The 13,849-nt window shown below is 57.2% G+C and carries 13 protein-coding genes; 8 read left to right on the top strand and 5 right to left on the bottom strand.

Annotation, left to right across the window (positions count from 1 at the left end; all coding sequences use genetic code 11):
• Nucleotides 1-219: 219 nt before the first annotated feature.
• Together DSM3645_RS26775 and DSM3645_RS29090 are read right to left on the bottom strand one after the other, a co-directional pair.
• Nucleotides 220-996 (bottom strand): hypothetical protein, encoded by a 777-nt coding sequence (locus DSM3645_RS26775; RefSeq protein WP_002655803.1) that lies wholly within the window; start codon nt 994-996, stop codon nt 220-222.
• 190 nt (nt 997-1,186) lie between these two features.
• Nucleotides 1,187-2,584, bottom strand: coding sequence for a trypsin-like peptidase domain-containing protein (locus DSM3645_RS29090; protein ID WP_002655802.1), 1,398 nt, complete (start codon nt 2,582-2,584; stop codon nt 1,187-1,189).
• A 354-nt stretch (nt 2,585-2,938) separates the two neighbouring features.
• Between DSM3645_RS29090 and infC the strand changes: the two genes are divergently transcribed.
• The 7 genes from infC to DSM3645_RS26735 all read left to right on the top strand — a co-directional run bounded on the left by infC (nt 2,939) and on the right by DSM3645_RS26735 (nt 10,495).
• Complete coding sequence (gene infC / locus DSM3645_RS26765) at nt 2,939-3,505, top strand: translation initiation factor IF-3 (RefSeq protein WP_390073121.1); 567 nt, start codon at nt 2,939-2,941, stop codon at nt 3,503-3,505.
• Between the two features lie 535 nt (nt 3,506-4,040).
• Nucleotides 4,041-5,123 carry a DUF1559 domain-containing protein gene (locus DSM3645_RS26760; protein ID WP_081445023.1) on the top strand — a complete coding sequence of 361 codons (1,083 nt, stop codon included), beginning with the start codon at nt 4,041-4,043 and terminating at the stop codon, nt 5,121-5,123.
• A gap of 313 nt (nt 5,124-5,436) precedes the next feature.
• Nucleotides 5,437-6,207 (top strand): imidazole glycerol phosphate synthase subunit HisF, encoded by a 771-nt coding sequence (gene hisF, locus DSM3645_RS26755; protein ID WP_002655799.1) that lies wholly within the window; start codon nt 5,437-5,439, stop codon nt 6,205-6,207.
• Nucleotides 6,208-6,230: 23 nt separating this feature from the next.
• Complete coding sequence (locus DSM3645_RS26750; protein WP_002655798.1) at nt 6,231-7,376, top strand: type IV pilus twitching motility protein PilT; 1,146 nt, start codon at nt 6,231-6,233, stop codon at nt 7,374-7,376.
• Nucleotides 7,376-9,124 carry an ATPase, T2SS/T4P/T4SS family gene (locus DSM3645_RS26745; protein WP_002655797.1) on the top strand — a complete coding sequence of 583 codons (1,749 nt, stop codon included), beginning with the start codon at nt 7,376-7,378 and terminating at the stop codon, nt 9,122-9,124. The genes DSM3645_RS26750 and DSM3645_RS26745 overlap by 1 nt, the downstream gene beginning before the upstream one ends.
• Nucleotides 9,125-9,163: 39 nt before the next feature.
• Nucleotides 9,164-9,751 carry a CvpA family protein gene (locus tag DSM3645_RS26740; protein WP_002655796.1) on the top strand — a complete coding sequence of 196 codons (588 nt, stop codon included), beginning with the start codon at nt 9,164-9,166 and terminating at the stop codon, nt 9,749-9,751.
• A gap of 30 nt (nt 9,752-9,781) precedes the next feature.
• Nucleotides 9,782-10,495 carry a DUF4190 domain-containing protein gene (locus DSM3645_RS26735; RefSeq protein WP_002655795.1) on the top strand — a complete coding sequence of 238 codons (714 nt, stop codon included), beginning with the start codon at nt 9,782-9,784 and terminating at the stop codon, nt 10,493-10,495.
• Nucleotides 10,496-10,507: 12 nt separating this feature from the next.
• On the opposite strand, the gene DSM3645_RS26730 is transcribed toward DSM3645_RS26735, so the two are convergent.
• Nucleotides 10,508-11,458, bottom strand: coding sequence for a sugar phosphate isomerase/epimerase family protein (locus DSM3645_RS26730; RefSeq protein ID WP_002655794.1), 951 nt, complete (start codon nt 11,456-11,458; stop codon nt 10,508-10,510).
• A 211-nt stretch (nt 11,459-11,669) separates the two neighbouring features.
• Here DSM3645_RS26730 and DSM3645_RS26725 point away from each other — a divergent pair, with 211 nt between their 5' ends.
• Nucleotides 11,670-12,461: a TerC family protein gene (locus DSM3645_RS26725; RefSeq protein WP_002655793.1), complete on the top strand. Its 792-nt coding sequence runs from the start codon at nt 11,670-11,672 to the stop codon at nt 12,459-12,461.
• Nucleotides 12,462-12,602: 141 nt separating this feature from the next.
• Here DSM3645_RS26725 and DSM3645_RS26720 read toward each other — a convergent pair whose 3' ends face one another.
• Together DSM3645_RS26720 and trpC are read right to left on the bottom strand one after the other, a co-directional pair.
• Nucleotides 12,603-13,058: a DoxX family protein gene (locus DSM3645_RS26720; protein WP_002655792.1), complete on the bottom strand. Its 456-nt coding sequence runs from the start codon at nt 13,056-13,058 to the stop codon at nt 12,603-12,605.
• Nucleotides 13,055-13,843, bottom strand: a complete 789-nt coding sequence (gene trpC / locus DSM3645_RS26715; protein WP_002655791.1) for an indole-3-glycerol phosphate synthase TrpC — start codon at nt 13,841-13,843, stop codon at nt 13,055-13,057. Before trpC ends, DSM3645_RS26720 begins: the two co-directional genes overlap by 4 nt.
• Nucleotides 13,844-13,849: the final 6 nt, after the last annotated feature.

Below are 13,849 nucleotides of genomic sequence, written 5' to 3'. Positions count from 1 at the left end.
GTGGATTGACCGGGGCGCGTATTAGGCTACTCGGATTAGGCGGCGGATGAAATACGCCGACCGCGCAGCAAGAAGCGGTTGCAGCGAGCGCGGCGCTTGTTTTTCCCGTGCGCAGCGTGAAGATCGGATCTCCGCAAAAGATGGGACAGGCCGCAGTTTTAAAAGAGAAATCGCGCAGATTCGCTGACGACGACCAGAAGCGAAGGCGGCGTTGATCGTCTAGCTGTTAAACATCGCTTCGATCTCAGCGGCGCTTAGTTCGGAATTGGCTGGTTCCGCTTCGGTCTTCTCGGCGGCGACGACAGGCTCTGCTGCGGCCTTGTCTTCGACGTCTTCGACCGGCGCTGTTTCGGAGGACTCGGCTTCCAGTTGACCGGCGGCTTGCAGGAGAGATTCGATCTCGTCCAGGGATTCGTCGGCATCATAGGTGTCGACCGCAGGCTCCGCTTGGCGCAAGAGACTTGCGACTTCATCGTCTGTCGTCGTTTCCGGAGGCTCTTTATCGACCAGCGACGACAAATCGCCGTCGCCGTCGTCGTTGACGTCTTCGCGGGCGAGAGCGGCCGCTTCTGCTTCGGCCGCCGCTTTGGGTTCGGCTTTCGGCGGAAGCTGTTGCTTGGCGGTAGTTTCCTGTTTCTCTGCTCGCCCTTTCGCTTCTTTCGCCAAAGCTCGGCGCTGTTCTTCTTCTAAGCGTTTCGCTAACTTTTCGGCATTGATCTCTTGAAGTTGGGCCTCTTTGGTGTCGGCGTCCTCGTTCTCGTCGTCATCTTCTTCTTCGAGATCGCCGTCGTCACTTTCCTCTTCTTCGTCATCCGTATCGACCGTCGCTTCATCCGCTGCCGGGGGTTCGTCCTCGAGCTTTTCGATGCGAACGGTTCCGACTGACGCGCGATCGGCAAACAAGATCCACCAGGGACGCGGGCCATATCCCAGCATCACGGCGGCGGCGAATCCCAGGATGAGATTCAGGACGGAAATGAGCGCAAATAGAAGCAACGGGAATCCTCGTGACGGACTTTGCAATTTAGCTACTTACGTAGACTGCGAAGCAAATATAGGTCGTCGACAAGGCAGAGCTGCAAATTGCGCCATACGGGAAGCCGCTTCCCACCGCCCTGGTGGGCCGGTGAGAATAATTGGCTAGTATGCGCGATCTAGTGCGAATTTGTGGTCAGAATAAGCCGAACTATTGGCTTTGTCCACGAACGACCACCGCCCCATTTTGCCCCGCTGCGGTCCCTAAAACTCGCTCTAAGAATTGCGGCGAAGGGCGACTCGGCAGCGTAAACGCGGCAGGCTGAGCATCAGGATTCGATTTCGAGTGAAACAGCAGCGTGATGTTGGTTTCATCCCCATGCCGACGCAGATATTCCAGCACTTCCCGTTCGCGAGGAGTCAGTTCGCCGTTGCCGGTCAGGGGGGCGTTTCTCGACAGCGCCGCGCCGCTGGGGACGGCGGGATTGGAGATCGGTTGAATCGGCGGCATTTCTGACATCGAAAGCGATTCCGGCATCCGGCCGGCAGCGGCGTTTTGCGCCACTTGAGGTTGAGCCGCATGGTCGAAGAGGTGGGCGATTTGCTTCTCTTCTAGCAAACCGAAGATCGTCTTCAACGCGGCGTAATAGCCTTCGTCGTATTCGGGATCAGCAGCGTTGCAGACGCCGATCAACTGACCCGAGTCGTTGAACAATCCCCCGCCGCTTCTCCCGTCGATCGGAGCTCCGGCCGCCTGCAGATTATCGGGACCTTGATAGCGGTTTAGACTGTTGATGCGGCTTTCGCGAATGGTCGCGTCCGCCCCTTTGTCGCAGCCGACGGTAAACGCTTTTTCACCGACCGAGATCGGCATATCGGGACTTCGCACCGCAACGGCTTCAATCAACACGCTTGGCTTAAAGGTGACCAGCGCCACGTCACGATCCAGGTCGAATGTCAGCAGGCGTCCTGGAGTTGCGCCGGCTGCGCCGGGGGCGAATGATTCGATCTCAATCTCTCCGCGACCTTGGGAATCGCGGAACAAGTGACCGCACGTTAGGACTAGCGCTTCGCCGTGATGCGAATGGACGATGGTCCCGGTGCCGTACGAATATCCGTCGGGATCGATCACTTTCAGCCGTACTGTAGCCGCCAAAGCCTTTTGGCGAGCCGCGGCAGGATTGCCGCTGGGCGCGGCCGGCGATTGGCCCCGCACCACTGGCGACCGAGCTGGTTGCATCGGGGGAGATGGTCGCGGCGCGGCGTTGAGCGCAACTGGGGGACTTGCTGGTGATTTTTGGGGAAACATCGCGACCAGCGAGTCGTAGCTGGTGCGGCCTTCGGCCTGAGCGACGATCTTGCCTTGGTGCACCATACGATAGGCGGGGAGCCCGCGAACCCCTAGGCGTTGAGCCATGTCCGCATCACGCGCCTGATCGACGATGACCACGGGATAACCGGCCGCTTGGAGACGCTCGATGGCTGGCTTCATTTCGCGGCAATAGACGCACCAATCGGCGGTCACATAATACAGAACAGGCGATTGCGATTCGCCGGCCGGCGCGGCCGACAGCGCGACCGTCAACAGTAGTGCGGAGACTGCGTTCATCGCGTCCCTCCCTGGAGCGTGGGGCGAGGCGCCCAATGCGATACCGAAACTGCGCGAACGTTGATAGCATCCTTGCCTCGATCGTTCGCGAGGTCGGAACAATGTCGACTGCATCGGCGAGTGCGACAAGAGCAATCGTGCTTATTTTTGAGAAATCGGCGACGATTCGCGAAGATTCCCTCAAGTCGAAGAGGCGTTTGTCCGACGGCGGGGTGATTTGCCCCGCAGATTGCCCGAAAGAATCGTTATTTTTGGGGGAGTTGAAAATCGGGAGGCAAACTGTTCCGAAAATAGCTACAATGCTAGACTTGTCAAAACTAGCGGCTGATGCTGCGCCAAGATTTACCCATTTCCATCCACGAAGAAGGATCAACTACCATCTTAGACCGGAATTCACGGGATCGCGAACGTGAACGCGATCAAACACGCATCAACGAGAGAATACGTAAATCTCCGGTGCGCGTAATCGACGAGGAGGGAGAACAACTCGGAATCATTCCCACCGAAGAAGCGCTCAACAAAGCGCGCGCTGTTGGATTGGACCTGGTGGAGGTTGCTCCGCTGGCCGCCCCCCCCGTTTGTCGTATCATGGACTACGGCAAATACAAATATCAGCAAAACAAAAAACAGCACAAATCTCACTCGCATCACGCGAAAACCAAAGAGATTCGCCTGCGCCCCAAGACTGGGGATCACGATATCGAATTCAAAGTGAAGCAGGCGATCACCTTTCTGAAGCACAAAGACAAGGTCCAGGTGTCGATCCAGTTTCGCGGGCGCGAAATGGCGCACGTTGACGAAGGTCACCGCGTCATGAAGCAGGTGATCGCGCTGCTGGAAGAATTCGGCAAAGTCGAATCGACCCCGAAGCAAATGGGACGACGCATGATGTGCACGATCGCCCCCAAGACCGGCGCGTAGCTTTCTAGCGGCCGACGATAGAGATCACGAAAAGCGCCTGGCGATGATTCGTCAGGCTTTTTTCGTGCGCGAAGCGGAAAAAAATTGCCTTTGCCGTTCGATCGCCGCTTCGCCCTCTTGGTCGAAGATTTACCGTGAGTCCAGCCCCGAAGGCAGGAGAGAAAATTTTTTATTTCCGACTTCGGTATCCCGTAATTCCCAAATTCATTCCGGATGATTTCGCGATCATCGCTGCGATTCTGCGGGGGATTAGCGCGATTTTTCGCACGGATTGCGGCAAAGAAATATCAAATGAGTCATTGCAGCCAGTGTATAGGTAAAAATTTGGTGGTCGCGGCGTTTTTTTGCGATTGCAGATTAATAAGTTTTCATGATTGATCGCTTGACATTTTTGCTGCTGAGATCTTGAATAAGTCTTATAGAACCTGCCTTGCGCATCTTCTAACAAGCACGGCCGGAACTTTAAGCGAAACTCTTCGTTTAATCTCTGCACACACTCGGAACAGTTCTTCCCTTCGGATTCTTTGGAGAGGCAATGTCTTACGCTCAAGGTATGCGCCGACGAGGCTTTACGCTCGTCGAGCTTTTGGTCGTTATCGCGATCATCGGCGTGTTGATCGCACTTTTACTACCGGCAGTTCAGCAAGCCCGTGAAGCGGCTCGTCGCATTAACTGCACGAACAACCTGAAACAGCTTGGCTTGGCTTGCCATAACTACGCTGACACCTTCCGTACCTTCCCCAGCGGCGGGCTGGATTACACCGGCTCGGGAGCGACGATTAAGACCGCAGTTGACAACTGGGGTTGGGGCGCTTTGATCTTGCCGCAGATCGAACAAAACGCGCGCTACGACCAAATTCTAGTCACCAAGGGTGACATGGAAGACGTAACCGCTCTGGGCGGCGCCGCGGCGTCGACTGCGCTGTTAGCAATGCAAGGCGAAATCGACGCTTTCCGCTGCCCCAGCGACACGGCCAGCGTTTTGCCGAGCTGCCGCAGTATCAGGTCGCCTAGTACCGGCAACGTCCCCACGACTTGTACTGCCTCCGCTAGTACGCGCGTGTTCAGTTCTACTAATGCACTGCAAGCGAGTACTTCAAACTATATCGCGGTTGCCGGTCTCTTTGACACGAACGTCGCCAAAAATAACGGCGTCATGTATCCCCAAAGTAAGACTGGTTTTCAGTCGATGACCGATGGCACCAGCAACACGCTCTTGATCGGCGAACGTGCCGAATATCAAGGGGTCGGTACCTGGGCTGGCAATGGAGATGTGCAAACGCTTGCCAGCACCGCCGGAGTCGCGTCCGCTTCGTTTACTTTGGGCACCGTTTGCGTTCCGCCGAACTACAAAGATCAAGATGCGAGCGCGACCTATTATGGCGCCATCTGGAGCGGCTTTAGCAGCAACCATCCGGGCGTTTCGCAGTTCACCATGGGGGACGCTTCGGTGAAGTCGATCGCCGAAACGATCAACTTTGCGATCCCGTCGGCTGCAGATCCTGTGAACGGCACGGGCGCTTATAACGACTCGCCCACGATCGGCACGGCTACCGACTTGGGTATCTACCAACGTCTTGGCATCCGTAATGACGGTCAGGTGATCGGCGACTATTAATCGATTCGCTCGCCCTGCGGGGTCAGCATTGCGAATGATGCCGAGTCAAGCAAAATGCAGCTCGCGAGCGCCAATGGGTGCTCGCGAGCTTTTTTTATGACCTGCATAGGGGATTTACGGATTGTGCCGAGGGCGACCCGCCGATCAGTGGAACCTCGCAAATCGGCCAGAACGGCGTCGGGAAGGGGGCTGGGTTAGTTGACCCTCTCCCTGACTCGGCTTACAGTAGATTTGCACCTCTTCGGTCGCCAAACTTCTGCTGGCGGCTGGCCGGAACTCCCGTTTACGCAACTATTTAACTCGAAAGTCGCCGATGCTCGCTCATCGCGTGATTCCTTGTCTCGACGTCGATCGCGGTCGCGTGGTGAAAGGGACCAATTTCGTTAACCTGCGCGATGCCGGCGACCCTGTGCAAGTCGCTTCCCGGTATGAGCAAGAAGGCGCCGACGAGCTGGTCTTTCTAGACATTTGCGCCAGTCACGAAGAGCGCGCAATTATGCTCGACGTCGTGCAGCGAACGGCGGAGCAGGTTTTTATGCCGCTGACCGTGGGGGGCGGGATTCGCACGATTGAGGACATTCGCGCTTTGCTCAATGCCGGCAGCGACAAAGTCTCGATCAATTCGGCCGCCTGTAAAAACCCAGAGTTCGTCCGAGAAGCGGCGCGGCGGTTCGGCAGTCAGTGCATCGTGGTCAACATCGATCCGAAGCGGGTCCAAAATGAAGAGGGCGAAGATATCTGGGAAGTCCATATCAACGGCGGCCGCACGCCGACCGGACTAGAAGCGGTTTCGTGGGCGAAAGTAGTGGAAGAGCTTGGCGCCGGCGAGATCGTGCTGACCAGCATGGACTGCGACGGGTCGAAAGACGGATATGATATTGAAGTGACGAAAGCAGTCAGCCAGGCGGTCTCGATTCCGGTGGTCGCCAGCGGCGGCGCCGGCAAGCCCGAGCATCTGGCCGACGCGATTCAGCTGGGGAAGGCCGACGCGGCGCTGGCGGCCAGCATCTTTCATTTCGGCGAATTCACGATTGCGGAAACCAAGCGGATCATGGCCGAACGCGGAGTCGCGGTGCGGATCTAACGGACAGGACGGAGAACGAACAGATGTCGACCCCAGAAGAACTCAAAAACAAATACCTGCAGAAGCGCGAGGAATTGGAGGTCGACAAGATCTTCCGAGCCTGCGTCAAACTGGAGGGCTCCGACTTGCACATGAAAGTCGGACGACCGCCGATCGTGCGGATCAGCGGCACGCTGCGCGAGTTGAATCGAGAGCCGGTCGAAGCGGAAGAGATGGTTCGCTTGCTGTTACCGCTGCTAGATGAGCGCAACAAGCGAATTTTGGAAGAAAACGGCGGCGCCGACTTCGCCCATCAGATCCAGGTCGACGGAGTCCGCTGGCGTTTTCGCGTGAACATGCTGACGCAGCTGGGCAATCTTGGCCTGGTCGCGCGGCGCATTAACAACTGGATTCCCCAATTTGACGGTTTGAATCTGCCGCCGATCATGGAGTCGTTGTGCAAGTTCGACCAAGGCATGGTGCTGCTGGCCGGCGTGACCGGTTCTGGTAAAAGTACGACGATCGCGTCGATGCTGAACTGGATCAATGCGAACTATTCCAAGCACATTCTGACGCTGGAAGACCCGATCGAATTTGTGTACTCCGAAGACAAGTGCCTGATCAATCAGCGCGAGATCGGACAAGACGTCAAGAACTTTGAAATCGCGATGGGGCACGCGGTGCGTGAAGATCCTGACATCATCCTCATCGGCGAAATGCGTGATCAAGAAACGTTCCTCACGGCGATTCACGCGGCGGAAACAGGGCACTTGGTGTTTGGAACGATTCACGCTTCGAGCGCACCGAGCACCATTGGTCGTATTCTCGACTTGTTCCCCGAAGAAATGCATGGTTCGATTCGCAGCGCCATGGCGTTCAACATGCGCGGCATCGTCGCCCAGAAACTGTTGAAGTCGATCAAGCCGGGCGTGGGTCGCGTTCCGACCGTCGAAATTATGACGATGACGCCGATGGTGCAGAAGCTGATCCTGGAAGGGAAAGACAGCAAACTGCCTGACGCGATCCGAATCGGCAAAGACGACGGCATGCAGGACTTCACGATGAGCTTGAAAAAGTTGATTGAAGACGACCTGATCGATCGCGAAACGGCCTTCGCCGTCGCGCCGAATTTGGAAGCTTTGAAGATGTCGCTCAAAGGCATCAATGTTTCGCAACCTGGTATGGTCTAATGCAGCGCACTTCTTCGCTTATCTCACTCGCGGCGGCGGCAATCGCAGTCGTTGCTTTAACGCCGGTCTACGCTCTGGCTCAGGATGCTGCGCCGGCAGGGCCCAGGATTGGAGAGCCGGGCCAATATGGCTTCGTCAATCCGGTCTTTCTCTGCATGGTGTGGTGTCTCTTTCTTTGCTGGGTCTATTCGACGACCTGGATCAGCGAAGATTGTGAGAGACTCAAGCTGCCGCAAAACGTGTGGGTCGCGGCTAACTTTTGGCCCTTCTTTTTGTTGGCTTGGGCGTTTGTCGCGCTGGTGCCGTTTTTTATCGGCTTTCTGTTTGCGATTGCGTTATATGCGGTGCCGTTGGGGCTGTATGTGAACAAGCGGAACGGGATGCTCGATCCGCATCTGCGCGTGCTGACAGCGGATCATATTCGGTTTGTCATGTCCAGCTTGTCCGGCGGCAAGCTCGCGGCGGAGCGCAAAGAAGCGTGGGAGATGGGACCCAGCGTCGAGTTGGTCGCCCAAGGGGGAGACGGCGAAAAGAATAACGCCAATCTTTATAATGCGCGGAAAGCGCCGGACGCCTATGTCTGGGTCAAAGAGTTGATCGCCGAAATGGATGAGCGGCGTTCCAGCAAGATCCTGATGGATTACGGCAAAGAGACCGTCGTGATGAAGTACTTTATCGACGGGGTCTGGCACGCCGGCGAAGCGCGCGACCGCGAGTCCAGCGATCTCATGTTGGCCTTGATGAAACTGCTGGCCAATCTGAAACCCGAGGATCGTCGATCACGGCAACAAGGGACGTTTGGCGCCAACATCGCGAAGAAAAAATACGTTTGCAAGATTTCTAGCCAAGGGGTTCCCACCGGCGAACGGGTCTTGCTAGAGTTCTCCGGCGACGATCCGAAGCTGGCGACGCTGGTCGACCTGGGCATGCGCGAAAAGCTGCTCGAAGAAGTCAAAGAGTTGATGCTGGAAACGCACGGGGTGTTTATCTTTTCGGCGCGCCCCGAAGGAGGGCTCTCGACGCTCTACTCGATCGGGTTGAACTCGACCGATCGATTGGTCCGCGACTTTACCGGTCTCGAAAAAACGACGTCGAACGAGCCTGATATCCTGAACGTCACGATGGTGGAGTACGATCCGGCGAAGCAGACGCAAGAGAGTCTGTTGCCGGCGCTGCTGCGTAAGCAGCCCGACGTGATTGTGTTTCGCGAGATCGACAACGCGACGACGATGGAAATTTTGATCGATCGGGCGCAAGAAAAGAACTTGCTGTTCACCACGACTCGTGCGAAAGAGGCGGTCGAAGCGATCCTGCGCGTCATGGCGATCGGCGCCGAGCCGAAAGAATTCGCCAAAGCGATGCTGGCTTCGCTCAACATGCGGCTCTGCCGTCGCTTGTGCGACAAATGTCGCGAGCCGTTTCAGCCGACGCCGCAGATGTTGCAAAAGTTGGGGATTCCGGCCGGCCGCGTCGACACGCTCTATCGAGCCGGCAAGCCGAATCCGGAAGATCCGAAGTCGATCTGCACCAAGTGCGGCGGCATCGGCTTTTATGGACGTGTCGGGATCTTTGAGCTGGTCAAAGTCGACGACACGTTCCGCAAAGCGCTCGTGTCGCAGCCGCGTCTCGAAACGTTACGCGCCGCCGCCAAGCAGGCCGGCAATCGCACGATGCAAGAAGAAGGCATTTTGCTGGCCGTCAGCGGCGTTACGTCGCTGGAAGAAGTTGGTCGCGCACTTAAAGAATAATATTTCCGAGAGCCAGATGCTCAGAAAGGCGATCTCGCCATGGATATGAACTTTATTGTCTTGATCATCTTGGTCTTAGCGTTCATCGCTTTGACGTTCAATCAAGGCTTTTGGAGCTGCGCGTTGATGATGTTCAACATCACCTTCGCCGGCGTAGCTGCGTTCAATTATTCGACGCCGTTGGCCAACTTGCTGGTCGGACTTTACGACGGGATGTACTACTTCGCCGAATTTTTGTCGATTTGGGTGTTGTTCCTCGTCTTTTTCGGGATTACCCGAGCGATCACCGACAAACTGTCGCCGGTGCCGGTCCGTATCGGCGGCGGACCTGTCGAGCAAATGACCGACTATCTCTTTTGCGGGGGAGCTTGTTGCACCTTTTTGTGTTGGTGTATCTTCACGTTCTTTTCCGCGCCTTTGGGAGCCGATGGTTTTCAAGCGATGGTTGGTCAGAGCGGATTCGTGCGTACCGGCGGCATCATGTACGCCAAGTGGTATGTTGAATTTCCTTCCAAGTTGGGTATGGGGTTATTGGGAGCCCCTTTTGACGCCGAAGCCTACGCGGATTCGCGCGTGAAACGTGCTGCCGAATTGAAGACAAAAGACGGCTTGTTCGTCACCCCGTAACTTTTCGTGGACCTGCGTTGTTGTAAAAAAATGACCGAATTCTCCTCTCCTGAACATTCCGTCGGAAACGAAGACCTCGTCAATTATCGCGAGCCGAGTCGCGCAGCGATCGCCGCGGTTATTTTGGGGTTCGCTTCCATTCTGGCGATTTCGAACCAGATTTTTTGGTTCGTACCGATCGTGGGCGTGATCGTCGCGTTGGTCGCGCTGCGCAATATCGCCAACAGCGATCACCTGACCGGAAGGGGAGTCGCGACCGCTGGGTTGATACTCTCCGGCGTTTTGGGCGCCACCGGCGTCGCTCACGACCTGATCACCTCGCAAGCGATCGAAAGCAACGCCGTGAAGTTCGCCGCGGCCTGGTTACCGTTGGTAGTGGAGAATTCGCAAGAGGCGCATCAACTGACGTTGGCGCCGGGGGGGCGCGTTCCGCTGGATGGCAATCTCAACGTCTACTACAGCGACAACCCCGAAGCGCTGGAGAAGTTCGGCGAATTCATCGACCTGGCCCCGGTCAAATGGCTGCAAGAGCATCAGAGTCCCCGACCGCACTTCAAATTCTTACGCGTGGCGCAAATTCGTTACGACTCCGGTCGGCCCTACACGACCTGCATATTTGACGCGACTGCCGGCGATCTGCATCGTGAGATCGCGGTGGAGATGTGTCGTTTGGCCGGCGCGGAAGGGAGTGATTTTGACTACGAGTGGTATGTCACGAACTGCCGCTTCGCCCGTGAAGAGTAAATCGGCGGCGTTTTAACCCAACGCCTTTCGGACCGACGCTTTCATCTTCGCCAGCCCCTCTTGGGCTACTTCCAGTGCGTCTCGTTTCCAATAGCCGGCGTTAAACAGCTCGAGCGAGAACGCGCCGCGGAAGCCGCCGGCGTGCAAATCGCGAATGATCTGCGTCAGCGGAGCGACCCCATCGCCGGGAAAGACGCGGTCGCTATCGTTGATCGTGCTGCGCGGGGGATCGGCCGGATAGTCGTTCATGTGAAAGACCGGCATCGCCGCGCCGTTGATCACGCGGAGGCCCGCGAAATCAGAACCCCCTTTGTAGATGTGGTAAACGTCCGGCATGATGCAAGCCCGCGGGTGAGCCGCTTCGGTCGCGACGCAGGCGACTTCTCCCAAGCGGCTGAGATTGGCCGAGAAACCCCACAGTTCCAGTTCCGGCGTTACGCCCACCTCGGCTCCCACTTCGCACAGGGCGCGATAACGATCGGCGACGGTCAGCAGGTCCAGCTTCGCTCCCTTAGTCGCTCCGGACGGGGGAGCGGCGATTCGCGTACCGCCTAGCGACTTGATCAGCAGCATGTCGCGGCGAGCGTCCTCGAGACCCTTCTTGCGGGCCGCATCGTCATCCACAATCCATTGAGCGAAACCAATGGCGCTTTCCACCTGCATGCCGCGGTCCTCGATCCGCTTGCGCAGGTCGTCCAGGCTGCCGCCTGACTGCTGGTAGGCGGCGATCTTGCTGATCCAGGGTTCGACGCCGCTGTAGCCGGCGTGGGCGGCGATATCGACTTCCTGGTCAAGCGGCAGGTCTTGTCCCCGAATCGTCGACATGTTCAAGCAGTAGCGAATGCCAAAATCGTCGTTCGCCGGAGTCTCCGCCGCGCGGCTTGCCGCAGCGCCGAGCCAAAAGCTGGCGCCGGCCAGGCCAGCCAAACGAAAAGCGTCGCGTCGATCGAGCAAATTAGGCATCGCAGGTAATTCCAGGGAGTGCGGGCAAAAGGTGTGGGTCGATCTATTCTGAACCGGCGGCGCCGCAAATTCAACGCCGTCGACTTTTGGTATGCGCCGCAGGGAGACTGGGCTATGATACTCGCGTCGCGCGGGCGGAAGTCCAAGATCGTCGCCCCGCAGACGAACTACCGCCTTAGAATCAATTTCGCCGCTACAGGATCGCCGCTTGATGGACGCATGGATCGAAGCCTCAATTGCCCTGGTAACGCTCACCGCGCTCGAAATCGTCTTGGGCATCGATAACATCGTTTTCATCGCGATCGTTTCGGGCCGACTGCCGGAGTCAGAGCGTCCCAAGGCGCGCAAAGTGGGCTTGTTGGCGGCGCTTGGAATGCGCATCTTGCTGCTGCTGACGATCTCGTGGGTGATGAAAGCGACCTTTCCGCTGTTCAGTTGGACGGACCTGGGGATCCAACTGAATTACCTGATCGAGCACGAAGAGTTGAATCATGTTTCGATCAAAGATCTGATCCTCTTTTTCGGCGGCCTGTTTTTGATCTGGAAAAGCGTGCACGAGATCCATGAAAAACTGGAGCATGAACCGCACGAAGAATCCGATACTCCCAAAGAGGCGATCACCTTCGGAGGAGTAATCACGCAAATTGTGCTGCTCGATATTATCTTCTCTCTCGACTCGGTCATCACCGCGGTCGGGATGGTCAAAGGAGATATCGGCGGGGTCATCCCCGGCATCTATGTGATGATCGCGGCGGTCATCGCGGCCGTCGCCGTGATGATTACGTTCGCCAATCCGATCTCGAACTTTGTCGAGCGGCATCCAACCTTGAAGATGCTGGCGCTCAGCTTTCTGATTTTGATCGGCGTCATGCTGGTCGCCGAAGGGACCGGCGCCCACTTTGACAAAGGCTATGTCTACTTCGCGATGGCGTTTGCGCTGGTCGTCGAGATGCTCAATTTGCGAATGAAAACCGTGAGTCGCAAGCCGATTGAGAAGCAATAGACGCTTCTACTCTTCGTAGCCCGCCGCGCAAGCGAGGAAAAATCGCTTGCGCATCAAATAGTGCTCGACGTAGCCGACCGCAATTTCCTCGCTTGCGCAGCGGTCTACGAAAAGCGGAGAATTGGGGCTCGCCCCAACATCTTATTGGTCCGCCGGTCTGGCGGCGAAATAATAAGTCCAAGCGATCATGATCGTTTGCAACGGCATGCGAATCAGCAGGTAGATCGGTCCCCAGGCATGCCCGCCGGCCGGTGCGTGCACCATCGCCGCATAAATATTGACCGGCAGCAGAAAAATGAGCAGCACCACCAAGAACCAGCCGGTCGATTTGCGCAGCCGTGGGATCAAAACGAGGATCGCGGCGATCCATTCGACGATGCCTGAGAGATGGACGGCAAGTCGACGAAGCGGCAAGAACTCGGGCAACATCGCGACCATCTCGTCCGTCACGATAAAGTGCCCCAGGCCGGCAAACAGAAAGAGCAGCGTAATGCCGATGGTCCCGGCCAGATGTTTGATATTGGGCGACAATCGCAGCAGCGTCGCGATCAACCATGGCCCGCACAGCAGCCCCAGGAGGATCAGCGTGAGCGTCATTCCGCTGTTCCTAGCAGCGATTTGACCGCCGCGCCGATGTCCTGCTGACGCATCAGACTCTCGCCCACCAAGATTGCGTCGACTCCGGCGCTTGCAAGCAACTGCACGTCGTCGTGGGTGAAGATGCCGCTTTCGCCGACCAGCAGTTTGTCGCTGGGGATTTGCTGACGCAGGCGAACCGTATGTTGCAAGTCGATCTCGAAGGTCCGCAGATCGCGATTGTTGACGCCGATCAAGTCGGCGCCTGCTTCTAAGACGCGGGTAATATTCTCCGGTTCGTAAAGCTCGACCAGCGGCGTCATCCCCAGGTCGATTGCGGCGTTATGCAGCGAGCGAAGCGCGCAGTCGTCCAGACATTCGGCGATCAGCAGCACGGCGTCGGCGCCGGCGACGCGGGCCTCGAGCAGTTGATAGGGATCGAGGATGAAGTCTTTCCGCAGGACCGGGATGCCGACCGCTTTGCGGATCTCGCGGAGGTAATCGAGCGAGCCTTGAAAATAGATTTCATCGGTCAGGCAGCTAATGCAAGTCGCGCCGGCCGCTTCGTAGGCCAGCGCGATCTCGACCGGGTTGAAGTCTTCGCGAATGATCCCTTTCGAGGGGCTCGCTTTTTTTACTTCGGCGATCAGCTTAATCGGACCAGCCGCGGCGAGCGCCCCGAAAAAATCACGGACCGGCGGCGCGTCGGCCACCATTCGCTCTAGTAGGTCGGCCGGATATTGCGACTTCGCAACGGCGATCTCTTCCCGTTTGGTAGCGACGATTTTGTCGAGAACAGTCGGCACGAAGTT

Source organism: Blastopirellula marina DSM 3645 (genome assembly GCF_000153105.1).
Lineage (GTDB): Bacteria > Planctomycetota > Planctomycetia > Pirellulales > Pirellulaceae > Blastopirellula > Blastopirellula marina.
The sequence above is the reverse complement of the archived record's forward strand: the minus strand, read 5'-3'. Positions and strand labels throughout refer to the sequence as shown.